Here is a 25920-nt window from a genome sequence, read left to right on the forward strand (position 1 = left end):
CCGACGCCGCGAGCATGCCCGTGGTCAGCCAGCGGTTGACCTTCTTGCCGTCGGGCGTGCTCTCGACGAAGTTCGCGTCGCGGTCTTCCTTCATCAGCTTCGCGATGCGGTCGAGCGCGTCGTTCCACGAGATGCGTTGCCAGTGATCCGAACCGGCAGCACGATACTCGGGATATTTCAGGCGGCTCTCGCTATGGATGAAGTCGATCAGGCTCGCGCCCTTCGGGCACAGCGTGCCGCGATTGACGGGGTGATCGGGGTCGCCTTCAATATGGATGATGCTCGTGGTCGCGTTCTTTGCGCCGTCGCCGAGGCCATACATCAGGATGCCGCAGCCGACTGAGCAGTAAGGACACGTGTTGCGCGTTTCGGTAGTACGAGCCAGTTTGTACTGACGGACTTCGGCGAGCGCGGGTTCAGGCGAGAAGCCCAGCAGGGCCAGGCTCGATCCCGTTAGCGTGCTCGCCGTCACCTTCAGGAACTGACGGCGGGACATTTGCAGCATGATCGCCTCTCGTTCTATTTGTGGGGAGGTGAGAAAAAGTATAAGTCGTTTCTTGCACGTCGTAAGCACAACAGAGCAGAACGAGAGCACGTCATATGCCTGATGGTTCGCAGTTGTTGTATCGACATAGATAGATGGGCATGAGGCTTGCGTCATACCATTGACACTCGCGGCGTGTACGAGCACTGCGATGCACGGCGAGTCCGCGAGCACGTGCGTTGCTGTGTGCATGAAGTCTGATCGATTCTCTCGTCTAGAAGGACCTCATGGAACTCGATTCGCTCTCCGCTGAGAAGTTGCAGTCCGTTGCAAAAAAACAGGCATCGTGGGCTGTCGGCGCGCTGCGGCAGTTCGCCGATAACCGCTGCGCCGCGATGGCAGCGAGCATCGCGTTCTATGCGGCGTTCTCGCTCGCGCCCACTCTCGTCATGGTGATCGCGGTATCCGGCTGGTTCTTCGGCGCCGAGGCCGCGCGCGGCGAACTCTTTCGACAGGTGCACGGCGTGCTCGGCAACGACGCCGCCGCTGCCGTCACGACGATCGTGCAGAACGCGCATCGCAGCGGCGGCGCAGGCGGCATCGCCGCCGTCATTTCGTTCACGATGCTCGCGGTCGGCGCGTCGGCAACCTTCTCATCGCTGAACAGCGCGCTCAATATCGTCTGGCCATCCGCTGCGCCGCGCACGTCGAGCGTGATGGCTCTCGTGCGCGTGCGGCTGATTTCATTCGGTCTCGTGCTCGGCGTCGCGTTCCTGCTGATCGTGTCGCTGGTGCTCGACACCGCGATCACGTTCATCGGCAACATGCTGTGGGGCAATTCGCCTTATGTAGTGATCGGCAACGTGCTGCAACTGCTCGTCGGCTGGCTGGTGCTCGGCTTCGCCTTTGCCGCGTTGCTCAAGTTCCTGCCCGACGCGCCCGTGCGCTGGCGCGATGCGCTCGTCGGCGGGACGGTGGCGGCCGCGCTGTTCTCGGCGGGCAAGAAGCTGTTCGCGCTCTACCTCGCGCACGCAGGCATGGCGAATTCGTTCGGCGCTGCGGGCTCGCTCGCGGTGCTGCTGATGTGGCTGTACTTTTCGGCCGTCGTGCTGCTGCTCGGCGCCGAGTTTGCCGCCGCCCGCGGACGCATGCACGATCCGCGCGGCGCGTGGGGCTTCGCGCCCGCCACGCCGCCCGGCAGCCGCGTGATGCTGGCGTCGGTAATGGCCGCGTCGACGGTGGCGGCTGGTGCTGCGAAGCGCGGCTCCGTATGGGGCGCGGCGCCGCCGCCCGCAGCCGGCGCGACGGCGGGCGCGGCCGACGTCACGGCAGGTCCAGCGGGCGCAAAGCCGCGGCCATCGGCTGTGGCAAAGCTCGTCGCGAAGCACGATGCCGGCATCAGCAAAGCCGTGAGCATCGGCAAAACGGTCGTGAAAGCGGAAACGCACGCAACGCGCGCCGCCGCAAACACGCTGGTGCGCGCGGGCCGCACGGCAGTGGCCGCGGACCGCTATGTCCGGCGCCACCCGTGGAGCTCGGTGCTGGTCGCGGCAGGGACGGCGCTCTTTGTCGCCGCAGTGGCCGGCCGCCGCAACGGCGCCGACGATGCCGAAGCGCCGCCCGCCGCCGGCGACACCCGTTAAGCGTTCGCTTCAACGAAACTGCGCTTGCGTGATCACAACGGCGTGCAGATGTCCACCCGGAGGGTCAAGATTTTGCGCCGCCCGCGCCGACCGCCTCTTTATTTGGAGAAGGAAGTTTCCGCATTTGATTAGACAACTTTCTTACGTGACACTTGCGCAGGAACGCACAATTGACACCGACTTGCACGATCACTGTCATAAAAACAACAATAATGCATAGTCAACGATTCAATATTGCCAAAAGAGCAACAATCGTCCACAAGCCTGCAACACAAGGGCCCTAATGGGCTGTCACATTTTCGATACACCTTAATTTTTTTCAGTTCTTACACTCGGAGACACTGCGCTATTCTCCGATTCGCAACAACGAAACCAATCATCTGCGTGGAGAAATGGATGAAACGAATCGCACTGTCTACCCTCTCGCTGGCACTGCTCGGCGCTGCAGGCGCGGCGCATGCACAAAGCAGCGTGACGCTGTATGGCTTGATCGATGAATCGATCCAATACGTGAATCATGCGAACCCGGCAAACAACCACCTGTTCACAATGTTCGCGGGTAACCTGCAGGGCGACCGCTTCGGCCTGAAGGGCACGGAAGACCTGGGCGGCGGCCTGAAGGCGATCTTCCAGCTGGAAAGCGGCTTTGACGTGAACTCGGGCAAGATGGGCCAGGGCAGCCGTCTGTTCGGCCGTCAGGCATACGTCGGTCTGACGCACGATGCGTACGGTACGCTGACTCTGGGTCGCCAGTACGACCCGGTCGTCGACATGGTTCAGCCGCTGACGGCGGACAACTACTTCGGCAGCACGTTCACCACGCCGGGCGACGTCGATAACAACGACAACAGCTCGCGTACGAACAACGCAGTCAAGTACGTGTCGCCGGTCTGGGGCGGCCTCCAGGTTGAAGGCATGTACGCTCTGGGCGGCGTCGCAGGCGCGACGGGCGCAGGCCAGACGTGGTCGGGCGCGGCAACGTACGGCTTCGGTCCGTTCAGCGTCGCAGCAGGCTACCTCCACATGACCAACGGCAACACGGCAGCAGGCCGTGGCGTGTCCGCAACGAACCCGACGCCGGGCTGGGGTCCGGGCGCAACGTCGGACGGCACGTTCGACGGCTCGACGATCAACGGCGCATACGCGTCGGCGAAGTCGATCGGCATCGCTTCGGCTGCTGGTCAGTATGTCGCGGGTCCGTTCACGTTCGGCATCCGCTACAGCTTCGCGCAGTACAAGCCGGACGGCCTGTCGGCGTTCACGCAACAAGAGAAATACAACGTTGCAGGCGGCTATGTTGGCTATCAGGTGACGCCGGCCATGCTGCTGGGTCTGGGCTACATCTACACGCACGGCTCGGGCGACACGTCGGCAAGCTACAACCAGGTTTCGCTGGGTGGCGACTACTCGCTGTCGAAGCGCACGGACCTGTACCTGATCGGCGCGTACCAGCACGCAAACGGTCACCAGCGCGAAAGCCGCACGTCGGTCGTGACGGCGGATGCATCAGTCGGTTCGTACGGCTACCAGTCGGGCTCGTCGTCGCAAACGATCGTCAGCCTGGGTATCCGTCACAAGTTCTAATTCGAAGAACGAATGGCGTACGGCTCGAGACGTCGAGCCGTATTTCAAAAGCCAGCCGGAGGCGCAAGCCGAAGGCTGGTTTTTTTATTGGCGCTGGCTTGTTTCGGGCCCCCGCGCCCGGATCATCAACCGCGCGCTTTGGGCTTGTCGGCTTGCGCCAGGGTCTGCGCCGGACGCGCGCTGGCATCCACAGGGGCCTCATCGACATCGGCGTGCGAAGCGCCAGGCGCGCGATACAGCACCATCTCGCCGATGTGTCCGTCGCGCGGCACATCGCTCGCGCTCTGCCAGTCCGGCTCGGGAATCTCGCTGAACACCTGCCGCAGCCGATCGCCCCACGTGCGATGAATCATCTGGTAATAGGTGTTGTCCTGATCGATCGACACGAAGCGCGTCACGCGCAGCGCATCCTTTTCGTAGACGAGCAGATCGAGCGGCAGCCCGACCGAGAGGTTCGAACGCAGCGTCGAATCCATCGAGATCAACGCGCATTTGGCGGCTTCGTCGAGCGGCGTCGGCGGCACGAGCACGCGGTCGATGATCGGCTTGCCATACTTCGACTCGCCGATCTGAAAGTACGGATTCACGCGTGACGACTCGATGAAATTGCCCGCCGCGTAGATCATGAAGAGACGCGGACGCGGTTGTCCAACACCATTGCCGCTCGCGCTGCCATCGCGGATCTGGCCGCCGAGAATGAAGCTGCAATTGAAGTCGACGCCGAACTCCTGCAACGCATTCGCTTCGCGCTGATGGACGTCGCGCACCGCCTGGCCGACGACGCGCGCAGCATCCGCCATCGTCGAGACGGTCCATAGCGTGGGCCGCGACGGATCGGCGGGCTCGGATAGCTGGTGCAGCACGGCCTGCGTGAGCGACAGATTACCCGCGCTGAGCAGCACCAGCACGCGCTCGCCCGGCTCTTCGAACACCGACATCTTGCGCGCCGTGCTGATGTGATCGACACCGGCGTTGGTCCGCGTGTCCGAGAGGAACACGAGGCCTTCGTCGACACACATCGCCACACAGTAGGTCATTTCGGTACTCCCGCGTCTCTCGATGTCTCGACGATAGACGACGTGCAGATCGGCCACTGGATCGCCCAGAAAAAACCCGTTGCCAAAGCCGATGGCAACGGGCTCGCTTTTACGCTCTCTCTCTGCATGGTACTGCATGCCGGGTGCTCCGCTACAGGGGAAACGGAGCGCAAAACGCCATCTCGCGATAACGCCGACGGTAGTGGCAAACCATTATCTTCATACAATTACCAGTCAATTTGTTGGTAAACATCGCGCTTTTTTACTCTTTTCAGACGAATGACTTTTCTCGCCAAAACCAAAAAATCCCTCCCCGCCGCAGCCGTCGCCGCGTGTGTCGCAACTACATCCCTGATGTTCGCGCCGTCCGCCCATGCGCAGGTCGAAACGTTGAAAGCACCGTCTACGGTGTAACGCTCGATGATCTGACGAAACTGGATGCGATTGTCGCATCGCTCAGCAATTTGCCCTATCGTCCGACCGTGCGCGTCGTGTTCGATCCCGACACACCCGCTTCCGATTACTATGCGCCGTTGCTGCGTCTGCACGCCGTCGCCTATGTGATGGGCGAAGTCATGGACTCGTATTACTTCCCGACGGATCTCACCACGTATAAGGCGCGCACCCAAGAACTGGTGTCGAAGCTGAACGGCACCGTCGACGTATGGGAAATCGCAAACGAAATCAACGGCGAATGGCTGCGCCAACATCCTGCCGGTTCGGCCGCCACAGTCAACTCGGAAGAGACGCAGATCGGCCAGATGGTTCTGGCGGCCAACTCGATCGTCAAGGCGGCCGGCGGCAAGACGGCGATCACGCTGTACTACAACGATGACAGCAAGGGCAATAACTGCTGGGAAAAGCCGCAAGACTACTGGAAAACCTGGCCGACGAGTTTCCTGCCGGCGTCTGTGCTTCAGGCGACGGACTATGCGCTTTTCAGCTACTACCCGTATCAGGATTGCACGGGTCTGTCGCCGTCGTGGAATGCGGACTTCGCGGCACTCGAGAAGATCTTCCCCAATGCGAAAGTGGGCTTCGGCGAGATCGGCACGTCCAGCACGTCCGCTCCAGCGTCCGTTCAGCAGAACCTGATCAAGACGTATTACCCGATGGTCAACACCATGACCGATCCGCGCTTTATCGGTGGCTTCTTCTGGTGGAATTACGTCGTCTGGTATCGCTTCGCAGAACACGAAGAGGCACGCCTCGACGAGCCCAATCTGCGCTTCGCAACGCTCTCGTTTCTCGTTCTTTCACTACATCGTGATGGCGCGATGCGTTCGTTCACCGACAACGAACGCGATATCGTCCAGACGCTGCACACGCATATCAGCGAGGCGTGGGCAACGAACGCATCCGACGGGCTGCAGCGCTTCCAATACGACCAGCACGAGCGGGATCGAGCGGGCGCCATCGTGACTGCGAACGGCATCCTCTTATTTGGCGACGAGCGTTTTTTCCGCCACCTCGCCGAGCGATGGCCAAGACCGGTCGATGCACGTTTGCCGGAGCCACTGCGTCTCGCATTGGTCGCCGAGAAAACGCGCCACATAGAAGACACGCATGGATACCGGATCATGCGCGAGGGGACGATCGCGTATATTTACGCGCACCCGAGAAGAGCCGTCGATACTCTGACGGCGCGCGAGCTACAGGTTGCGCAAAAGGTGGCATCGAGCCTGACTCACAAGGAAATCGCGCGACTGTTTGGCGTCTCGCCAAGTACTGTCAGAAAACAGATCGTGTCGATACACGAGCGAATGGGTGTGCGCAACAATGCGAAACTTGCGGCTCAGCTTGGCCCAGGTCTTAGTCAGTAACCACAAGTTCTCGCATTGGCGAATCGCCGCTGGTTCATTCAACTGTCACCGACTTCGCGAGATTGCGCGGCTTGTCGATGTCGGTCTGTCTCGCGCACGCACAGTGATACGCGAGCAGTTGCATGGGCAGCACATGGAGTATCGGCGAGAGAAGCCCGAAATAGGCTCCTGTTTCGAGAACCCGCAATCCGTTCGCGCACGAAAGCCCTGTTCCGCTATCGGCGATCACGAACAACTGGCCTCCGCGCGCGCGCACCTCCTGCATGTTCGATTTGAGCTTATCCAGAAGCGCATCGTTCGGCGCGGAGACGATGGTCGGCATTTCCGGAGTGACGAGTGCCAGTGGTCCATGCTTCAATTCACCCGCGGCGTACGCTTCGGCGTGAATGTACGCGATTTCCTTGAGCTTTAACGCGCCTTCCATTGCAATGGGATAATGCGCGCCGCGTCCCAGATAGAACGCGTTCTCATGCTGGCTGATCTCGCTGGCCCACGCGATGATTTGCGGTTCTTGTGCCAGCACTGCGCGGCACGCTATGGGTAAATCCTGCAATTGCTGGAGATAGGCACTCTCCTGTTGCGACGGCACTGTGCCACGCACGCGCCCTAATGTCGCCGCGAGAAGAAAGAGGGCGATGAGTTGCGTCGTGAACGCCTTTGTCGAAGCGACGCCGATTTCCATGCCTGCGCCGGTTAGAAACGCGCTGCGCGTCGTTCGCATCATCGCACTGTTCGCGACATTGCCGATTGCCAGCGTATTGTCGAGCCCCATCATCTGCGCGTACTTCAACGCGGCCAGCGTGTCGGCCGTTTCTCCCGACTGGGAGACGGGCACGACCAGCGTGCGCGGATCATGGCATTGATCCCGATAGCGGAATTCGCTGGCAATCTCGACCTGCACAGGCAACCGCGCGATGGTCTCGAACCACTGCTGCGCGACAAGCCCCGCGTGGTGGCTCGTGCCGCATCCTAATAGCAAGACTTTACCGACCGATTCGAACGTCGAGCGGTCGGCGCCATTAAAAATCGACGGAGTTAGCGCGTCGATTTCTCCCAGCGTTCGGGCAATCGCAAGCGGCTGCTCGAAAATTTCCTTTTGCATGTAGTGCGAGAACGAACCGAGCGAAGCGCCTTCGAGCGATTGGGCGATCATGCGGTCGGGACGCTTCACGCTGCGCCCATTGCGATCCCATGTGATGAGGTTGCCCGGCGTCAGATCCACGACATCGCCGTCTTCCAGGAAGATGAAGCGATTGGTATAGCCTGCAAGCGCGATTGCATCCGATGCCAGAAACGCTTCCGTCTCACCAATGCCCGCCACCAGCGACGATCCATCTCTCGCGCCGACCATACGGCCTGGCTCGTCGTTGCTGAATGCGGCAATCGCATACGCGCCACGGAACATGCGGGTTGCGCGGATCACGGCCGAAAGAAGATCGCCGTCATAGAAAGAATGCACGAGATGCGCAATGACTTCCGTATCCGTCTCAGTCTGAAACTCGTAGCCTTGCGCGGTCAGAATCGCCTTCAGCGATTCGTGATTTTCGATGATGCCGTTGTGCACGATCGCGATCAGATCCCGCGAGAAGATCGGATGTGCGTTCTCAGTTGCGGGCGCACCGTGCGTCGCCCATCGTGTATGTGCAATACCCAGCGATCCTTCCAGATGAATGTCTGAGATCGTTCTCGCCAGCGAATTGACGCGCGCGGTGCATCGCGCTCGCCGGGGCATTCCGGCCCGATGCACGGCCACGCCGCACGAATCATAGCCTCGATACTCCAGCCGGCGTAGTCCCTCGATCAACATCGGCACGACGTTTCGCTGCGACACAGCTCCCACGATTCCACACATGACACACCTCCCGAGCAAATCATTCGACTGCAACTCAAGGACGATGTGAAAGTGATAGACGCTGGAGAAGTGGCAATCAATGGTTCAAATGTTCCATTGCTGACTGGACACGCGCCGCCTTCAATGAGAGTGCCGAGATCACGCGAGCATGAAGACGCCATGCAAACGACTGCCCTCTGGACTCTGTACCTGACCGCACTCAATGTCGTCGCGCTTTTCACCGCGTGTGTCATTTTCGTCAGCACGATCGACGATCTGATGCTCGACAGCTTTTTCTGGCTGACCGAGTTGAAGCGGAGAATGCATGGCGAACGGAGGCAAACAGTCGACGTACCGATGCTAAGACAGCTAAGCGAGCAGCACTTCGCCATCATGGTGCCCGCGTGGAAAGAATATGACGTGATTGCCAAGATGGTCGAGAACACGCTGGCGACTATCGAGTACGACCATTACACGATCTTCGTCGGCACGTATCACAACGATGCCGAAACGACGGCCGAAGTCGAGCGCATGATTCGCCGCTATCCCGGACGCGTCACGCGCGCGACCGTGCTTAACGACGGACCGACGTGCAAGGCGGACTGTTTGAACTGGATCGTCGCCGCGATCTTGCGTTATGAGGAGACACACCACATCCGTTTTGCAGGTGTCGTCATGCACGATTGCGAGGATGTCACTCATCCGATCGAACTGAAGTACTTCAACTATGCCGTTGAAAGCCACGACCTGGTGCAACTGCCCGTGCTCTCGCTGCCGCGCAAATGGAACGAGTTCGTCGCGGGAACGTATATGGACGATTTCAGCGAAACCCATCAAAAAGATATCCCGACGCGCGAGCGCTTGACGGGCGTCGTGCCCGGTGCCGGTGTCGCTTCATGCTACGGGCGCCGCGCGATCGAAACGGCCATGAGACTGCGCGGCGGGTGTCCGTTCAACACCGACTCGCTGACGGAAGACTACGACTTCAGCTTCCGGCTTCGCGAGATGGGCATGACGGAGACATTCGCGCATTTTTCCATTTCGGAAGATTCGACCGATTTGCCCCGTGTGCGCGGCGGACGCAACCAGCACACGACGCGCGCACTGCTCGCCACCCGTGAGTACTTTCCCGACACGTTCAGAACCGCCTATCGTCAACGGGCCCGCTGGATTCTCGGCATCGCCTTCCAGGGCTGGGAGCAACTGGGCTGGAACGGTAGCCTGCGGGCGCGCTACATGTTTTTCCGCGATCGCAAAGGCATGGTCACGTCTGTCGTGTCGGTAGTCGCCTATGTCGTGCTGGTCAATTTCATTACACTCGCCACATTGCAGGCGGGCGGCTATGACGTATACGTCGATGCACGGCTCGCAATGGCTACCGACTACCTGTATCCGTTGCTGTCGACCAATGCAGCAATGCTCTTTCTGCGCGTGTGGGAGCGATATTACTTTGTCGCAAAGCTCAATGGACGGCTGCAAGGGCTTTTGTCGATACCACGCCTCATCGTCAACAACCTCATCAACTTCTGCGCAGTATGTCGTGCGTGGAAGATCTATATCCGGCACCTCGCAACGGGCAAGCCAATCGCGTGGGACAAGACAGCTCATACGTTTCTCTCCAATGAAGCAATGGGGAAGTCCCGCCGCCGCCTTGGCGAGATTCTCATCGACTGGGGCGTGCTGACTCAGGAAAAGCTCGAGGCGATTTTGACGGTGCAAGGCCAGTGCGGCAGAAAGCTCGGAGAACTTCTTCTCGAACACGCATATGTGATGGCCGACACACTCGCCGACGCACTTGCGGAGCAGTCTGAACTACCGCGCGTCAGCCTCGCCAATGTGGCCGTCGATCTCTGTTCCGGAGCGTTGCCTTATGAGCTTCAGCATGCCTTCGCCATTGTGCCTTTTTCGATTGGCGAAGACGGCACGCTAAATTGCGCAGTCGGCAGTCCGTTGACAGCGGACGAACAAGGGATCGTCCGCCGAGGTGCCGGAACGAAAGTCGCGTATTTCATTGCTGCCGATTTAGAACTGAAAAGCCAACTTCGCAAGCACGCACGATATGAAGAACTGGAACGGGCGCGCGCGCAGGTTTTGCCGTTCATCGACCCAAAGATAAGCCCCGAACCGGGGGTCGCATGAACACAACCAGAGCAAAAGCATCCGACTACACCCGGAAGCAGCTTGGTTGTGCGGCTGCCGTACTCGTGTGCCTTACGCTTTGCAGCATCGACGCATACGCGCAACCGAAGCTGACTCCGCGTGCGTATCGGCTGGCGGACGCCGCGTACAAATCCATCGCTGACGGCAACCTGCCTCGCGCGGAGAGTTACGCGGAACGCGCATGGAACGTGCCGCCCGGTAGCGAGCAACTGGGCCTGCTGCTTCTCGATGTGTACGTCCGCGAAGGCAAAACGCCCGAGGCAGACTCTCTCGCGGAAACGCTGCTAGAGCGCTTTCCTGAGAGTCCACAAGTACTCGCGCAAAACGGCTTTCTCGCACAGCGTCAGCAACGAAGCCAGATGGCTTTCCGCTATCTGTCCGCGGCGCTTGAAAAAGGAAAGTGGACGACAGAACAACAGCGGACCTTGCGCCTGGCGTGGGTCGACAGCGCGCTCACCGCGCAGCGTCCCGACGAGGCTGAGAAAGCCCTCGCCCCGCTGGCGGACCAGACAGACGCCGCCGTACAGTTGCGGCTCGCGCAAACCCGATTGATCGAAGGCGACCGTCAATCGGCCGTTTCGGCCGCCCAGATGGCGCTCGATCACGCGACGACGGACGCCGACCGCACGTACGCGCAGGCAATCATCGACCAGGCTCACAATGCCGAACTACAGGAAACGCAGGCCGCCGCCACAGCGCATTTGCAGGCTGCGTATGACCTCCTGCGAGAGCGCAAGGACTCGCAGGCGCTGGAAGAGTTTCAAGCGGGTTTCGATCAGGGCGCAGGCACTGCCGGAAATTATGCGGACGCCGCTTATGCCGCAAAGCGCACTTTCGATAACGAGCGCTCCGTCAAACTCTTCGAGCAAAGCCTCGATGCCGACGACAAAGAACACGCTTTCGACGCGCAGCGGCGCTTCGGATACAAGCGCGAAGTCGAAGAACTGCAGAGAGAATGGGGCTTTCAACTGAGCTTGCCGTATCAGACGGCCGCTTTCGGTCCCGAAGGAACAGTCGACGTATTGCAACCCGGCTTTGAAGCATATTGGCAACCGCCGAAGATCGGCTATCGTGACGGCCGCATTCTGCAGTTCTTCGTGCGCGGTTACGGCACAGCCTACGATGGCGCCGGCAATGTGACGAGCGCGCCGACGATTCAGGGCTCGGTCGGCGTGCGTTACAAGCCACTCCCGTCCCAGAACCTGGTCGTGACGGGCGAGCGGCTCTTCAAGATCGGAAGCCTGTCGACGAACGATTTTCTATTCAGGCTGGGTTATTCGTCGGAGGACGGTACTGATCTGCGCGTCACCGAACCAAGCTGGCGAAGCTGGCAGGCCTATGTCGAAGGCGCGTATTTCGTCAATGCGGGCCGCTACATCATCTACACAGAACTTCGCTATGGGCATACGTGGCGCGCGACGCCCATCAGCGAAAAGCTCACCGTCTATCCCCACGTGGCGCTTGCGGGCGATCACGACAACAAGGCAACCGATCAGACGGCGCTCGGCATCGGACCGGGCGTGCAGTTCCGTTTCTGGTTCCGCGAATCGAAATACCGTGCCCCGGCAAGCTGGGCTGACGTGACGGTGCAATACCGCTTCCCGTTGACTTCGGCCGCACGCGCACGCGGTCTCGTCGTGCGCGCAACTCTGTGGTTCTGAAGTCGCAACTGAAGGAGGTCGCAATGAGGAAAGTATTGACGGTGTTCGGCACCCGGCCCGAAGCAATCAAGATGGCGCCGCTCGTCCAGAAATTGCGAGAGGCGCCAGGTTTCGACGTACAGGTCTGCGTGACGGGCCAACACCGCGAGATGCTCGATCAGGTACTCGGCCTGTTCGACATATCGCCCGATTTCGACCTGGACGTCATGCGCAAACGGCAGTCGCTGACGGAGATCACGTCGGACATTCTTAACAACATCGGCGACGTTTATGACTCGGTGAACCCGGAGATCGTACTCGTGCATGGCGATACGACGACGACGCTCGCCGCGAGTCTTGCGGCCTTTTACCGCCGTGTAAAAGTGGGGCACGTCGAGGCCGGTCTGCGGACGGGGAATATCTGGTCTCCGTGGCCGGAAGAATTGAACCGCAAGCTCTGCGATGCCGTGTCGAGCTGGCATTTCGCTCCAACCGCACGGGCCCGCGACAATCTATTGGCCGAAGGCGCAAACGCGAAGCAAATCGTGCTAACGGGCAATACCGTGATCGACGCACTGCTGGGCGTGCGCAGAAAAATCGAAAGTGATTTCACGCTGGCCGAAGCAATCTCGCTGCGATTTCCCGGCATCGACTGGACACGCCGCATCATCCTCGTGACAGGACATCGCCGGGAAAGCTTTGGCGAGCCGTTCCGGAAATTTTGCACTGCGCTGCGCATTCTCGCGCAGTCGTATCCGGATGTGCAGATCGTCTACCCCGTACATCTCAATCCGAATGTACGAGAGCCGGCTGAGCAAATACTCCGCGACTCACCGAACATTTATCTGACCGGTCCGCAAGACTATTTGCCTTTCGTGTTCCTCATGACGCGCGCGTATCTCGTGATAACCGATTCGGGCGGCGTGCAGGAAGAAGCGCCGTCGCTTGGAAAGCCCGTACTGGTGACACGCGATACGACGGAGCGCCCGGAAGCCATAGAAGCGGGAACAGCAAGACTGGTCGGCACGGATATCGGCCGCATTCTCACAGAAGCATCGAGCTTGCTCGACAACGAACATGCATATCGCAGCATGGCCTGCGCAACGAACCCTTATGGCGATGGACAGGCGTGCGCAAGAATCGTCGCTGCTCTCGAAGAAGCGTATGCGCATCCACCGATCGAAGTGGCAAACGCACCCACGCTCGTCGACGTTCTTGTTCCAATAGCTTCGCCATATCTCGCTGTCGACGGGTCCGAAGACATCGTGGTTCCGGACATCGACATTCCCGGGACAAAGAAGCCGGACAGTGAGCCTTCAATCGACGTGTCGCTCGATGAAACAGGCAATGTCAATGTGCGTCCCGACTAACTGCTTCGCCCTTTCGCGTCGACGTCACATTTATGCGCTCACGAAACGGCAATGGAGAGTTCATGATGAAACCACTGAGGCTTATCGCAAACACCGCCTTGTGCGCCGCCTGCCTCTATGCAGTGTGGCCGGCTGCTGCACAGGAGGTCGCCAGTGTTGTCAATTCCGCCGCCGTGGCGCGTCCAGGCGGGCTCACAGTGACGCAGAATTTGCAGGTTTACGGAACGAAGCCACCGATGCCTAAGCCGGGCGGAAAAGTGACGCCGCCCGACAAGCCGCCCGTCGTATCTGTCATTTCACCGGGCATGCCGGATAAGGACAAGAACGATAGCGAGAAGGGCCATGGTCAACGGAACGGTCAGAATCTGCGGCAGTTCAGCCGTGCTGACGGCACATTCGTTCGTCAGTAATGACGCGCACACAGGAGTCTCATCATGAAAAAGCTCATGACGATTGCAGTACTCTTCTGCGCGATATGTCTGGTTGGCACGCCTCGCCTGACAAGTGCGCAAACAACCGCGGCGAAAGTGCTCGTTCTGTACGATGCGCCCGTCAACAATGTCTATTCAAATCTCGGCTTCGCTTATGCGATCATGCTTCGCAACCTGCTCGGCCACTTCAATGCAACGGTCGATCTGGAACCCGTCAACAACTACACGGCGGGCACCCTCGCACCCTACTCCGCTGTCTTCTACATGGGCAGCTACTATGGCAATAGCACGCCCACCGCTTTCCTCGCCGACGTATCGGCGAGCACCAAGACAGTCGTCTGGTTCAAGTACAACATCTGGAACCTCGCATGGGACCAGACGTATAACTTCACCGGAAAAACGGGCATGACGTTCTCGGATCTGCGTGGTTTGAGTACGACGCCGTCATCGAGTAATCCAACGCCCGATTTCTTCGACACGGTCAGCTACAAGAACGTCAGTATGGTGAAGTACTATTCATATGATTCCACGTCCGGCGTCATCAGCGCGGACCCGGATATCGGCGTCGTCGCAATCGCCGATCCGACAAAAGCAACGACGCTCGTCACGATCAAGGACAGCCAGACCAGCGAGGTTGCGCCCTACGTCGTCAAGGCGGGCAATTTCTGGTATTTCGCTGACATTCTTTTTTCATTCATCGGACCGCGTGATCGCTACCTCGTGATCTGCGACATGCTGCACGACATTCTGCAAAGCGGTGCGGCCACTAGTCATCGAGCACTGGTCCGGCTGGAAGACGTCAGCGCGGTTACGACGGTCAGTTCAATGAAGTCGCTGACCGACTATCTATTCTCGACGAGGATACCTTTCTCAATCGCGACCATTCCACTCTATAAAGATCCGCTTGGCGCGTATAACGGTGGCGTCCCGCAGACCATTCATCTTGCGCAGGCCACGGGCCTAAAGCAGGCGCTGAACTATGCCCTCACGAGAGGCGGCAAGATCCTGATGCACGGGTACATGCACCAGTACAACTCGGTTCCCGATACTGAAAATGCCGTCAGCGCAAACGATTACGAGTTCTGGTACAAGCCTCAAGAACGGCCAGTGGACGAAGATTCGACACAATGGGCCGCGGGCCGTCTTTCGGCGGGCCTGCTGGAACTCTCGCAAAACGGCTATACGCCGTTCGCGTGGGAAGCGCCGCACTATCAGTCGTCGCCACTTTCGATCAGGGCCGTGCCGCCGCTCTTCAAGAAGACGTATCAGCGCGTCGTGTACTACACGTCCGATACGCCCCAGCTCAATTCGAATGTGCCAAACAAGGACTTCGTAGTCGGCCAGTTCTTTCCATACATCATCAAGAGCGACTACTACGGGCAAGTTGTACTGCCTGAGAACCTTGGAAACTCGAGTACAACATCTGTTCGATCGATCCGTTTTCATGTCTGACATACACGGCGCAGGACATTCTGACGAACGCACAATATGCGCTCAGCGTGCGTGACGGATTCGCGTCGTTCTTCTTTCATCCGTTCTGGCTCGAACCCGATCTGGGCCAACCCGGGCTAGCGGATTTCAAGTCGATCATCACGGGCATCGCGGGGCTTGGTTTTACGTTTGTCGATGCCAGTACCGCGCAGTAGCGGCACGGCAATGCTCTGTCAATGCGCGCCTGTCATTGTGACGGCGCGCATTGCGTTGAGTCGGCTACAAGCCTTTATGCGCTGACGCCTCGGGCGCGAGCAACCGGATAGTGCTGTCCGAGACGTAGTGCGGGCCGTCGAACAGATACACCGAATACCCTTTATAGGCAAGCAGTTGAGGACGGATTTCCTCGGCAGTGGCGGGACGGAAAGTCTCGCCGCCGGTCGGACGAAACGCTTCGGCTATCACGCGAATGCGCTGCTTGCCGAAACGTTCCGACAGTACATCCAGATATTGACGCGCGATGCGCGGTTCGCGGGCATAGACGCCGCAACCATCCTGAAAGAAGATACCAACGTCTGGCGGCAGCCACGTTTGCAGCCAGTCCGCCAGCGGGACGGGCCCGATGTTGGACTGATCGTAGACCGTGATCCACAGCGGTCGCGGCAGATCGGCAAGTCGTGCAGCGAATGCCGATACGTCCTTCCACGACGGATCGACCTCAACGGGAAAGTAATAACCCGTCACGTGCAGCGGGACGGGTACTCGCGCGATGTCGAGCGACTGGGTGACGAGCTTTGCGACGTTCGCGCGCGCCTTGGGTTCGGACGGGTACGTTGCCAGTCCGAGTATGACGTTTCTGGCCCATGGTTGCTGGCCGATTCGCTGCCAGTCGATACGGTACGGTGCCGTCGGTAAAGCGCTGCCGTCGATGAGCGACATGTCATCGAATGCCGTCCATTGAACGAGGAGGTTCTGGCCGCCCAGCACATCCCAATGTCCCGTTGGGTATGCCGTCTGTTCGTCCGGCTGCCAGACGGTGCCATCCACGTGGACGTCTTGTGCCATAGTGGAGCAGCCCGCGATCATCGGCACGAGCGCCGACATGAACGCCAGCAGGCGGAGATGGGAGATCGCTTTAACCGCGCTGCCACGTCGTAATGTCCCTGTTGCCGTTTTGGTCACTTGAGCTCACGGTTGGCGCTGTGCTGCGGTTTTGCGCCGTGACTATTGCCTGAAGATATGCAACGCCAGCGTTATTAATCGTAGTTCCTGTGAGCAGCCCATTCAACTGGCTTTGCATGGCCCCTGTTCCAGTGACCTCTCAACGCCCTTCGAGCTTCATCAGCCGCGCGAGCAAAGGCCAGCGCACGAGCGCGTCCTCATACGCGCCGCGCGCCTGTTCGTCGACGTAGCGTGCAGGGTCGACCTCGGGGACATGGCGCACGAGGCCGCCTATGTCATGTCCGGGCTCGCACCCGTTTTCGGCGTGTTCTCTTATCGCGCATTCGCCCACACGCCGTCCGGGGTCCTGATCGTGTAGCCGTCGGCGGTCGCCATCGTCACGGTGCCCTCGTTCTCACCGATCATCTGCGTCTGCGGCAGATTCGTCGCATATTGTGAGAGCGCGACGCCGGGCTTGAAAGGACTGTTCGATACGAGGTTCGACAACAACTGCGCGATCGCGAGGAAACTCGTCGGATGATCGATCACGGTGGTCGGACCGTGATTTCCATCGAAGCCCACCAGCCGCACGCCGACCGGTCCGTGTACGATGCGCGGCGTCGAAATCTCGCGGAGCCACGCCACCTGGTTGCTGTCACCGCGCAACGCGGCACCATGCTCCGGTACGAACACGATCACCGCGCGCCGGCCTGACGACGCAATCAGGTCTGCAAAGCGGTCAAAGTCGCTCATCAGCCTGTTCACGCGCTGCGGATAGGAATCGAGGCTCGACAGGCTGCTGTTGGGCAACTGATTGCCGTCGTGCAGACTGATCGTGTTGTAGTACAACGCGACCGGGCCGGGAATTTGCGCGCGTTGCGCGTACCACTTTGCGAGCGAGCCGTAGTCGTCGTGAATCGCGGAGCCGTCGAACGCATGCATTGCAACGGGCACGTCAGTGTTCGAAATCATCGGTGCGTTGGGCACGCCGATGTTGTCGTGAATGATCTGCAGGAAATTGTCGAGATGGCCGTCGTGGTTGAGCAACGTCTGCGCGGTATAGCCTGCCGCCGCGAGTTGCCCGAACAGATGGCACTGCGGCGGTGCGTCCTTGTACAAATCCGCATCGTTTGCCCCATAAATTTCGCGGAAACATTCGAAATACCCCATGAAATTGGGCACGATGCAGTGATCGCGACTGCATCGAGCGGCAGGCTTGGACTGCAATCATTGCTTTAAAAAAGCGCCGCACCGCGTTTCTTTCAACTTATTAAGGGACCGCAGATGGAGCGGCCGTTGTTGCATCGTGCAACGCGATCGGTCTATGGACGCAGATGCATATCCGGACGATTTTTCTATGGGAATGACATTAGCCAGCTATGCGTTAGCGAAGCCATGTCTTTTCATTGGCTGCAACGCAATCGATTGCGTGACTAAAGACACGCTGCAGATGTGAAACGCCCTACTGCCCCGCCTGCCCCTTCACCGCAACCGACACATCGAGCGTCTCCTCCAGCCCGCCGATTCTCCGTCCACGCACAGGCGACGCCGCTTCGTAATCACGCGCCGCCGCGAGCCGGCAATACATCTCGCTTGCAAACACCGCATGCGTGACATCAACGGAAATCCAGCCCAGGCCCGAGAGCCACACATCGACCCACGCGTGACTCGCCGCATGCTCGACGTCACCGGGTTCGATATAGCCGCTCACGTAGCGCGCCGGCAGGCCGCGCGCGCGGCAACACGCGAGCATCAGATGCGCGTGATCCTGGCAGACGCCCTTGCCGAGCGCGAGCGCCTGCGACGCCGTGCTCGCCACGCCCGTGACACCCGGCTCGAACGTCACCCGGTCGATGATTTTCTCCGCCAGCGCGATCAGCGCCGCCGGCCTGTCGAGGGGCGGCGCCGACGCAGCGAGATCGCGAATCGCGGAATCGCACTCGGTCAGCCGCGTCGCGCACGTGAAATGCTCGAGCGGAATCGCGCCCGCGCCATCGCCGAGCCGCCCGTCGATCAGCGGAAAAGTGTCGATTTCGCCCGATACGTGCACGCGAATCTCGTCGTGCGGCTTGTTCAGCACGAGCGTGTGCAGCACGTTGCCGTAGGCGTCGAAGGTCGAGTCAAGCTTGCCGGGTGCATCGAGCGTCCAGCGCCGCACGACCTGCGAAGCACCGCTCGACGGCGTGAGGCGCAGTTGCTGGATCGAATAGTGGACCATCGATTCGTAGCGGTAGGAGGTGTCGTGGCGGATCGAGAGAAACATTGAGGGGACTCCGTCATGCAACAGCCAGCATCAGATAGGTCCGCGCGACCATGTTGCCGAGTTCGAACACGCGGGCAAGGAATTGCGTGAGCCACGCATGCAGGCCGGATTCGAAGATCTGCCGGATATCCGCGTAAAGCAGCTCGGCGCGCAGCTTGCCGGCAAAGCGCTCGCACTGGTTCGAGCCTTGCGTGCGCAACATCGCGAGGTTCTCGCAGACGCCGTCGAGCGACGCCAGCAGCGAGCGCGGCATCTGCGAATTGAGGATCATCAGCTCGACGACGCGCGCGGGCGTCACGACATCGCGATACACCTTACGGTAGATTTCCAGCGCCGACACCGAACTCAGGATCGACGTCCAGTAATAGAAGTCTTCGAGTTGACGCGCGGCCTCGCGCGAATTCGGCTCGGCGTCGGCGAAACGTACGTCGAGAATGCGCGCCGTGTTGTCCGCGCGCTCGAGAAAGGTGCCGAGCTGCGTGAAGAAGAACGCGTCGTCCTGCAACGCCGTGCCGATCGTCACGCCGCGCGACAGATGCGAGCGGAACTTCACCCATTCGAAGAGCGCGGCGGGATTGCTCGCCACCAGGCCGTGGCGCGTGCGCTCGTTGAATTCGAGCCACGTGTCGTTGATCGTTTCCCACCACTCCGTCGTCAGCGTGCCGCGTACCGCGCGCGCGTTCTCGCGCGCCGCCTGCAGGCACGCATGAATGCTCGACGGATTCGCCGGATCGGCGACCATGAAATCGAGCACGTTTTCGCGCGTCGGCTCCGAATGGCGCTGCGCGAACGCGTCTTCGAGCTCGGAGATGCGCAGTACCGAACGCTGCGCGCGCTCTTCCTGCTCAGGCGTCTGCGGCAGCAGTTGCGCTTTCAGGTTGATGTCGAGCATGCGCGCGGTGTTCTCGGCGCGCTCCATGTAACGGGCCATCCAGAACAGATGATCGGCGGTGCGGCTCAGCATGTCGGCTTTCCGTGTTGATGGGGCGCGCGTCCGTCAGTGTGATGGGAGCGCGCCGGGTTGCCCGTTTTTCGCGCGGCGTCCATCGTGATCGGCGGACGCCGGCTCTTCAAAACATCGGTCGAATGCAGTCAGTCGACCATCCAGGTGTCTTTCGTGCCGCCTCCCTGCGATGAGTTGACGACGAGCGAGCCCTCCTGCAACGCGACGCGCGTGAGTCCACCCGCGCACATCGTCACCGTCTTGCCCGACAGCACGAACGGACGCAGATCGATATGACGCGGCGCGATGCCCGCTTCGACGAAGGTCGGGCACGCGGACAGCGCGAGCGTCGGCTGCGCGATGTAGCCTGCGGGTTTCTCGATCAACCGCTGGCGGAACGCCTCGATTTCCGCCGACGTCGACGCCGGCCCGACCAGCATCCCGTAGCCGCCCGCGCCGTGCACTTCCTTGACGACGAGTTCGGGCAGATGCGCGAGCGTGTACGCGAGGTCGTCCGGCTTGCGGCACTGGTAGGTCGGCACGTTGTTCAGGATCGGCTTCTCGCCCAGATAAAACTCGATCATCTCGGGCACGTACGGATAGATCGACTTGTCGTCGGCGATGCCCGTGCCCATCGCGTTCGCGAGCGCCACGCGGCCCGCGCGATACGACGTCAACAGTCCCGGCACGCCGAGCGCAGAATCCGGGCGGAACGCAAGCGGATCGAGAAAGTCGTCGTCGACGCGCCGGTAGATCACGTCGACGCGCCGCGGCCCCTGCGTCGTACGCATGAACACGTAGTTGTCGTCGACGAACAGGTCCTTGCCTTCCACCAGCTCGACGCCCATCTGCTGCGCGAGGAACGTGTGCTCGAAGTAAGCGGAGTTGTACATGCCGGGCGTCAGCACGACGACGACGGGATCGTCGACGCCCGCGGGCGCCACCGAGCGCAGCGTATCGAGCAGCAGGTCGGGATAATGCGCGACGGGCGCGATGCGGTTCTGCACGAAGAGTTCGGGGAAAAGCCGCATCATCATCTTGCGGTTCTCAAGCATGTACGAGACACCCGACGGCACGCGCAGGTTATCTTCGAGCACGTAGAAGTCGCCGTTCTCGCCGGCGCGCACGACATCGACGCCCGCGATGTGCGCATAGACGCCGAGCGGCACGTCGACGCCCTGCATCTCCGGCCGGTACTGCGCGTTGGTGTAGACCTGGTCGGCGGGCACGACGCCCGCGCGCACGATCTTGCGCTCGTGATAGACGTCGTGGATGAACAGATTGAGCGCACGCACGCGCTGCCGCAGTCCCGCTTCGAGCGTCTGCCATTCGCCGCGCGGGATGATGCGCGGAATCAGATCGAACGGGATGAGACGCTCGGTGCCGGACAGATCGCCGTTGACCGCGAACGTGATGCCGACCCGGCGAAACAGAAGATCGGCCTCAGCCCGCTTTCTCGCGATCGCTTCGTTGCCCTGCTGCACGAGCCAGCGTTCGAACCGCTGATAATGCGGCCGCACGGCGTCATCGTGATGACGCATCTCGTCATAGCATCGCATGTCACGCCCCACTCTTTTTGTCGGATCGAAGGCGAATGCGCTGCGCATTCGGTTTTCGATCACGTTCAAGCAAGCGTTATGCCATTTGCTTTACACGCGGAGCGCGCAGCGGATGCACTCGAAGCGCGCACGCGGATGGGCAGACGACCCGACGCCATCGTAGCGCGGCGGTACGCGATGCGCCACTAAAGTGCGTGGCGTCGCGCACGCGGCTCGATTCGATGCAGACGCGAACCGTCTTTGGGAATGTGACGCGATGCAGGGACGAATACGTGCAGACAAAAAAATCCCCGCACGCTTGCGCGTTGCGGGGATCGGGATGAACGCGGCAGCGGTTTGCGCCGCTGCCGGTGACATCGATTACGCTGCTGCTGCGTCCTTCAGCTTCTTCAGCGCACGTGCCTTGATGCGCACGCTTGCCGGCTTGGCCGGGAACCAGCGCTCTTCACCCGTGAACGGGTCCTTGCCGAAGCGCTTCTTCTTTGCCGGAACAGCCTGAACGACGATCTTCAGAAGACCCGACAGCGTGAATTCGCCGGCGCCCTTCTTGTGAACCGAACCGAGGATCGTGTCTTCGAGAGCAGCCAGAACTGCCTTCGCCGACTTCGGCTCGACGCCTGCGCGCTCCGCAACGTGCGCAGCCAGCGAGGCCTTCGTGAAGGTGTCCTTGATCGGCGACGGAGCGCCGGACGCCTTCACGGCGACCTTCTTAGCCGCGACTTTCTTCGCGGGAGCAGCAGCTTTCTTTGCAGCAACCTTCTTGGTCGGTACCGTAGCAGCCTTCTTGGCTACCTTTTTTGCGGAAGTCGCCATGTTTCTCCTACCTCTAGGGTTCAGTAAAAGCGAGAAGCGCACGCGATATGCACACGCTTCAAGGCCGGATTCTACAAGCGCTTTTGGTTTCTGAGCGAATCTTTTGTGTGTAACGGTTACGGTTTGTTGCGCGGCGCAGACTACCTCGCTCATTTCACGCCTGCTTTTAAGGGGTAAACGTGAACGGCAAGCGAATTCGACACACCTGTCCAGTGCGAATCGTCGAGACTCAAGTCCTTGATTCGACACGCGGCATCAGCTTCGCGAGCTTCGTGAGCGCCGCGTCGATATGCTCCGCCTCGATGCCACCGTAGCCGAATACGAGCCCCGGCCGCGGCTGCGCGCGAACGAAGAAAGGCGCGAGACCGTGCAGCGCGATCGACTCGTCGCGCGCCGCTTCGATCACGGCTGCTTCCGGGAGCGGCGCCTTGAGCAGCGCGGCCAGGTGAATACCCGCCGTCGGCACGATCGGCTCGAACCAGCGTGCGAGGCCGCCTTGAAGATGCGCGAGAAGGCAAGCGCGGCGCGCGGCGTAGAGCTTGTGCATGCGCTTGACGTGCTTCGCGAAGTCGCCGTTCAGCATGAAACTGCCCAGCGCCGTCTGGGTCAGCGAGCAGCCATGCCAGTCGCCGATCTGCCTCGCCTTCTTCAGCGTGTCGAACAGCGACGCGGGCGGCACCGTGTAACCGACACGCAGCTCGGGAAAGATCGTCTTCGAAAACGTTCCCACGTAGGCGACGAGGCCCGCGCGATCGAGGCTTTTCAAAGGCTCCACCGGCCGTCCTTCGAAGCGGTATTCGCAGTCGTAGTCGTCTTCGATGATGACGGCATCGCGTTGCTGCGCCCATTCGAGCAGCTCGACGCGCCGTGCAAGACTCATCGGCATGCCGAGCGGAAACTGATGCGAAGGCGTCACGTAGACGAGGCGCGTGTTCTTCGGCAGCTTGCTGACGATCAGGCCATCGGCATCGACGGGCACGGGCACGACCTTCGCGCCCACGGCCGTCAGACATGCGCGCGCGGGCGGATAACCGGGATCTTCGACAACGGCCACGTCGCCGGGGCGCAGCGTGACGCGCGCGATCAGATCGAGCGCATGCTGCGCGCCCTGCGTCACGATGACGTCCTCCCAGTTGCTCGCGACCGCGCGGCTGAACGCGAGATAGCGCGAAATCGCAAGCCGCAGCTCCTGTTCGCCGGCGGCATCGCGATAGATGCCGCGCCCACGCGATTGCACGCGCAGCGCGTGATTCACGCAGCGGCGCCAGACGTCGAACGGAAAATGCGACTTGTCGGTGATGCCGCCGATAAAGTCGAATGACGTGCCGAGCGTCGGTTGCGGACCGAGCACCTCGGGCACGGCGGACCACACCGGCTGCGCGCGGGCGCTGGACTGCGCAGCCGCGCTTGCGCCATGCAAGCCGTGCGTGCCCAACGCGCCTTGCGCGGCGCGCGCGTGTGCCGAATGTTCGGCGGGGAGGCGCTGCAATCCTTCGGCGACGAATGTGCCCGAGCCCGCGCGCGCATTCAGAAAGCCTTCGGCGAGCAGGCGCTCGAATACGTCGAGCGTCGTCTTGCGGGACACGCCGAGTTGCGTCGCGAGATCGCGCGTCGACGGCAGTTGCGTGCCGCCCGCAAGGCGGCCTTCGATAATCCCCGCCCGCAGTTGCCGGTAGATCTGCCCGGCGAGATCGTGGCGGCCCTCGACGGCGATGTGAATGGCCATGTCGTCCCGTTGCTTCGCTTGCTGTGTTTTTGCAAGCTTACCGTGGGAATCGGCGGCCAGGTTCGCGACGGCTATCGCCTGATTCGTCGGCAAACGTAGCGCGCAAAAAAGGAGCGCAAAAACAAAAGGCGCGCCCAACGGCACGCCTTCCGGCATTCATTGAAACGGAACGGCCCCGCAGGGCCACGGCTTCATTGCGCCGAAGCGGCCACCGCTCCGGCCTTGCGCGAATTCTCACGCGCTTCCTCGGCGCAGCGCTGATGCGCGCGCGACAGCTTGCCCATCAGCGGCAACAGCAGGATCGCGACCACAGCGCCGAACGCCGCGAGCCAGCCGAGTTCGGTGAAGAGCTTCGTATACAGCGGCAGCGAAGTCATCGGATCGAGATCGCCGGCCGGCATCTTCGCCAGATTCGCGACGACGCTTCCCAGATACTGCGAGACACCCGTCGCCACGAAATACGCGCCCATCATGAAGCCGCTCATGCGAGCGGGTACGTAGCGCGCGATCATCGCGAGGCCAAGGCCGCTCACCAGCAACTCGCCGAGCGAGTACAGCCCGTAGCCGCCGACCATCCACCACGACGACACGCGGCCGTTCACCGCGAAGCTGCCGCTCCATGCATAGACGAAAAAGCCTGCCGCGACCACCGCGAAACCGAATGCGTACTTCGCCGCCACAGGCACGTCCTTGCCGTTTTTCGCGAGCTTCGTATACAGCGTCGCGAGAACCGGGCTCAGCAGCATGATCCAGATCGGGTTCAGCGCCTGGAACTGCGCGGCGCTCCACGTGAACAGATGCGAGCCGAACAGCGAGAACGTCGGATCGACATTGCGCAGCGCGAAGAGCGTCAGCGACGTCGACATCTGTTGATAGAACACGAAGAAGAGGATGACCTGCAGCACGAGAATCAGCGCGGCGAGCAGCCCCGAACGCTCGGAGCGCTCGCACTTGAGCAGCATGTACGCGAAGATCGCGAGAATCGCGACGCCCGCCGTGTACACACACGCGACGGCAATCGCCTTGTGCTGCAACACGAACATCGTCGCCGTGCCGAGCGCGATGCCGCCGAGCGCGACGGCCAGCACGCGCATCCAGCGCACGGGTTCGGCGTCCGGCCCGGAACCGATATGCGACAGCGTGCGGAACATCAGGAAGTAGTTGATCACGCCGATCAGCATGCCGCCGCCGCAGACGGCGAACGCCGTGTGCCAGCCCCAGTGATCCTTGATCCACGGCGTCGCGAGCATCGACACCGTCGAGCCGATATTCACCGCCATGTAATAGATCGTGAACGCGCTGTCGATGCGCGCGTCGTCGCCTTCATAGATACGGCGCACGAGATTCGCCGCGTTCGACTTGAAGAGGCCGTTGCCGACCACGATCACGCCGAGCGACGCATACATGTAGTCGAGGCTGTCGTTCGGCAGCGCGAGCATCAGATAGCCAGCCGCGAGCACGAGCGCGCCGAAGATCATCGAGCGGCGCGCGCCGAGAACCTTGTCGCCGATCCAGCCGCCGATCGACGGCGACGCGTACACGAGCGCCGCGAACGCGCCCCACGTGAGGTTTGCGTGGCTGTCGTCGAAACCGAGCTTGTCGATCATGAACAGCACGAGCAGTGCCGCCATGCCGTAGTAGCCGAAGCGCTCCCACATCTCGATGAGAAAGACCGTCGAAAACGACCGGGTCTGGGATACGGGTGAGTTCATGTGTTCCTCGTATTCATGCAAAAGCAGCCGCGCGCGCACGCGTCGATACGACGCCATGGTACGTGGCGAAGCTGGAAAAACTGTAGATCGTCGATGACTTGCCGTGGTGGCCGATGCGCAATGCGGCATCCGACGACGGTTCAGTGCGGTACGAGCGACGGACGTTGCGGTCCGCGTCGAAAACGGAACAACCAGGACTTCAGCGGGAGACCGTCAACGCGAGAAAACCGCGTGACGAAGGCTCAATGATAAAGCATTGCGCGCCCGGACCGGATTTGCGCCCCACTCGGGACACTCGTGCGCGACAGG

The 25920-nt window shown here is 60.9% G+C and carries 16 protein-coding genes and 5 pseudogenes; 9 read left to right on the forward strand and 12 right to left on the reverse strand.

Features of this window, described 5'->3' with window-relative positions; genetic code table 11:
* Nucleotides 1–505: pseudogene (locus tag GCT13_RS11865) on the reverse strand (molybdopterin-dependent oxidoreductase); the annotation flags it as partial.
* Between the two features lie 266 nt (nt 506–771).
* On the opposite strand from GCT13_RS11865, the gene GCT13_RS11870 reads away from it, so the two are divergent.
* Both GCT13_RS11870 and GCT13_RS11875 read left to right on the forward strand, forming a co-directional pair.
* On the forward strand, nt 772–2127 hold the full coding sequence (locus GCT13_RS11870; RefSeq protein WP_152758107.1) for a YhjD/YihY/BrkB family envelope integrity protein: 1356 nt from the start codon (nt 772–774) through the stop codon (nt 2125–2127).
* Between the two features lie 396 nt (nt 2128–2523).
* The gene (locus tag GCT13_RS11875) at nt 2524–3711 is read left to right on the forward strand and encodes a porin (protein ID WP_152758109.1); all 1188 of its coding nucleotides are present in this window, start codon (nt 2524–2526) and stop codon (nt 3709–3711) included.
* Between the two features lie 125 nt (nt 3712–3836).
* Here GCT13_RS11875 and GCT13_RS11880 read toward each other — a convergent pair whose 3' ends face one another.
* Complete coding sequence (locus GCT13_RS11880; protein ID WP_152758111.1) at nt 3837–4748, reverse strand: proteasome-type protease; 912 nt, start codon at nt 4746–4748, stop codon at nt 3837–3839.
* Between the two features lie 279 nt (nt 4749–5027).
* Here GCT13_RS11880 and GCT13_RS11885 point away from each other — a divergent pair.
* Together GCT13_RS11885 and GCT13_RS49135 are read left to right on the forward strand one after the other, a co-directional pair.
* A pseudogene (locus tag GCT13_RS11885) lies at nt 5028–5920 on the forward strand (hypothetical protein); the annotation flags it as partial.
* A gap of 408 nt (nt 5921–6328) precedes the next feature.
* The gene (locus GCT13_RS49135; RefSeq protein ID WP_227746802.1) at nt 6329–6571 is read left to right on the forward strand and encodes a response regulator transcription factor; all 243 of its coding nucleotides are present in this window, start codon (nt 6329–6331) and stop codon (nt 6569–6571) included.
* A gap of 34 nt (nt 6572–6605) precedes the next feature.
* Here the strand turns inward: GCT13_RS49135 and glmS are convergent, their stop codons facing one another.
* Nucleotides 6606–8423 carry a glutamine--fructose-6-phosphate transaminase (isomerizing) gene (glmS, locus tag GCT13_RS11890; protein ID WP_152758113.1) on the reverse strand — a complete coding sequence of 606 codons (1818 nt, stop codon included), beginning with the start codon at nt 8421–8423 and terminating at the stop codon, nt 6606–6608.
* Nucleotides 8424–8582: 159 nt separating this feature from the next.
* On the opposite strand from glmS, the gene GCT13_RS11895 reads away from it, so the two are divergent.
* The 5 genes and pseudogenes from GCT13_RS11895 (at nt 8583) to GCT13_RS11915 (ending at nt 15649) form a co-directional block, all read left to right on the forward strand.
* Nucleotides 8583–10541: a glycosyl transferase family protein gene (locus GCT13_RS11895; protein ID WP_152758115.1), complete on the forward strand. Its 1959-nt coding sequence runs from the start codon at nt 8583–8585 to the stop codon at nt 10539–10541.
* Nucleotides 10538–12223, forward strand: a complete 1686-nt coding sequence (locus GCT13_RS11900; RefSeq protein WP_152758117.1) for an NfrA family protein — start codon at nt 10538–10540, stop codon at nt 12221–12223. Before GCT13_RS11895 ends, GCT13_RS11900 begins: the two co-directional genes overlap by 4 nt.
* Nucleotides 12224–12246: 23 nt before the next feature.
* Nucleotides 12247–13356 (forward strand): annotated as a pseudogene (gene wecB, locus GCT13_RS11905) (non-hydrolyzing UDP-N-acetylglucosamine 2-epimerase); the annotation flags it as partial.
* Between the two features lie 278 nt (nt 13357–13634).
* On the forward strand, nt 13635–13982 hold the full coding sequence (locus GCT13_RS11910) for a hypothetical protein (RefSeq protein WP_152758122.1): 348 nt from the start codon (nt 13635–13637) through the stop codon (nt 13980–13982).
* Nucleotides 13983–14006: 24 nt separating this feature from the next.
* Nucleotides 14007–15649: pseudogene (locus GCT13_RS11915) on the forward strand (DUF2334 domain-containing protein).
* A gap of 64 nt (nt 15650–15713) precedes the next feature.
* On the opposite strand, the gene GCT13_RS11920 reads toward GCT13_RS11915, so the two are convergent.
* From GCT13_RS11920 to GCT13_RS11960, 9 genes and pseudogenes are all read right to left on the reverse strand, one after another.
* Complete coding sequence (locus tag GCT13_RS11920) at nt 15714–16481, reverse strand: alpha-amylase family protein (RefSeq protein ID WP_227746795.1); 768 nt, start codon at nt 16479–16481, stop codon at nt 15714–15716.
* A 274-nt stretch (nt 16482–16755) separates the two neighbouring features.
* Nucleotides 16756–16878: a hypothetical protein gene (locus GCT13_RS51155; protein ID WP_265335286.1), complete on the reverse strand. Its 123-nt coding sequence runs from the start codon at nt 16876–16878 to the stop codon at nt 16756–16758.
* A gap of 50 nt (nt 16879–16928) precedes the next feature.
* Nucleotides 16929–17720, reverse strand: a pseudogene (bcsG, locus tag GCT13_RS11930) (cellulose biosynthesis protein BcsG); the annotation flags it as partial.
* A 337-nt stretch (nt 17721–18057) separates the two neighbouring features.
* Nucleotides 18058–18858: a transglutaminase family protein gene (locus GCT13_RS11935; protein WP_152758128.1), complete on the reverse strand. Its 801-nt coding sequence runs from the start codon at nt 18856–18858 to the stop codon at nt 18058–18060.
* Between the two features lie 13 nt (nt 18859–18871).
* On the reverse strand, nt 18872–19822 hold the full coding sequence (locus tag GCT13_RS11940; RefSeq protein WP_152758131.1) for an alpha-E domain-containing protein: 951 nt from the start codon (nt 19820–19822) through the stop codon (nt 18872–18874).
* A gap of 128 nt (nt 19823–19950) precedes the next feature.
* Nucleotides 19951–21360 carry a circularly permuted type 2 ATP-grasp protein gene (locus GCT13_RS11945; protein WP_152758134.1) on the reverse strand — a complete coding sequence of 470 codons (1410 nt, stop codon included), beginning with the start codon at nt 21358–21360 and terminating at the stop codon, nt 19951–19953.
* Nucleotides 21361–21720: 360 nt separating this feature from the next.
* A complete protein-coding gene (locus tag GCT13_RS11950) occupies nt 21721–22173 on the reverse strand; it encodes an HU family DNA-binding protein (protein ID WP_152758136.1) in 453 nt (150 codons plus the stop codon).
* Between the two features lie 229 nt (nt 22174–22402).
* Complete coding sequence (gene pdxR / locus GCT13_RS11955; protein ID WP_152758138.1) at nt 22403–23899, reverse strand: MocR-like pyridoxine biosynthesis transcription factor PdxR; 1497 nt, start codon at nt 23897–23899, stop codon at nt 22403–22405.
* 191 nt (nt 23900–24090) lie between these two features.
* Nucleotides 24091–25611, reverse strand: coding sequence for a peptide MFS transporter (locus GCT13_RS11960; RefSeq protein ID WP_152758140.1), 1521 nt, complete (start codon nt 25609–25611; stop codon nt 24091–24093).
* Nucleotides 25612–25920 lie beyond the last annotated feature (309 nt).

Source organism: Paraburkholderia franconis, assembly GCF_009362735.1.
In the GTDB taxonomy this organism is placed as follows: Bacteria; Pseudomonadota; Gammaproteobacteria; order Burkholderiales; family Burkholderiaceae; genus Paraburkholderia; species Paraburkholderia franconis.

What these genes read in the sequence shown, in the direction of transcription:
- GCT13_RS11945 (WP_152758134.1), bottom strand. Translation starts at nt 21,360, where the DNA reads ATGCGATGCTATGACGAGATGCGTCATCACGATGACGCCGTGCGGCCG.
- GCT13_RS11875 (WP_152758109.1), top strand. Translation starts at nt 2,524, where the DNA reads ATGAAACGAATCGCACTGTCTACCCTCTCGCTGGCACTGCTCGGCGCT.
- GCT13_RS11895 (WP_152758115.1), top strand. Translation starts at nt 8,583, where the DNA reads ATGCAAACGACTGCCCTCTGGACTCTGTACCTGACCGCACTCAATGTC.
- GCT13_RS11960 (WP_152758140.1), bottom strand. Translation starts at nt 25,611, where the DNA reads ATGAACTCACCCGTATCCCAGACCCGGTCGTTTTCGACGGTCTTTCTC.
- GCT13_RS11880 (WP_152758111.1), bottom strand. Translation starts at nt 4,748, where the DNA reads ATGACCTACTGTGTGGCGATGTGTGTCGACGAAGGCCTCGTGTTCCTC.
- GCT13_RS11950 (WP_152758136.1), bottom strand. Translation starts at nt 22,173, where the DNA reads ATGGCGACTTCCGCAAAAAAGGTAGCCAAGAAGGCTGCTACGGTACCG.
- glmS (WP_152758113.1), bottom strand. Translation starts at nt 8,423, where the DNA reads ATGTGTGGAATCGTGGGAGCTGTGTCGCAGCGAAACGTCGTGCCGATG.
- GCT13_RS11870 (WP_152758107.1), top strand. Translation starts at nt 772, where the DNA reads ATGGAACTCGATTCGCTCTCCGCTGAGAAGTTGCAGTCCGTTGCAAAA.
- GCT13_RS49135 (WP_227746802.1), top strand. Translation starts at nt 6,329, where the DNA reads ATGCGCGAGGGGACGATCGCGTATATTTACGCGCACCCGAGAAGAGCC.
- GCT13_RS11940 (WP_152758131.1), bottom strand. Translation starts at nt 19,822, where the DNA reads ATGCTGAGCCGCACCGCCGATCATCTGTTCTGGATGGCCCGTTACATG.
- GCT13_RS11935 (WP_152758128.1), bottom strand. Translation starts at nt 18,858, where the DNA reads ATGTTTCTCTCGATCCGCCACGACACCTCCTACCGCTACGAATCGATG.
- GCT13_RS11910 (WP_152758122.1), top strand. Translation starts at nt 13,635, where the DNA reads ATGATGAAACCACTGAGGCTTATCGCAAACACCGCCTTGTGCGCCGCC.
- GCT13_RS11900 (WP_152758117.1), top strand. Translation starts at nt 10,538, where the DNA reads ATGAACACAACCAGAGCAAAAGCATCCGACTACACCCGGAAGCAGCTT.
- pdxR (WP_152758138.1), bottom strand. Translation starts at nt 23,899, where the DNA reads ATGGCCATTCACATCGCCGTCGAGGGCCGCCACGATCTCGCCGGGCAG.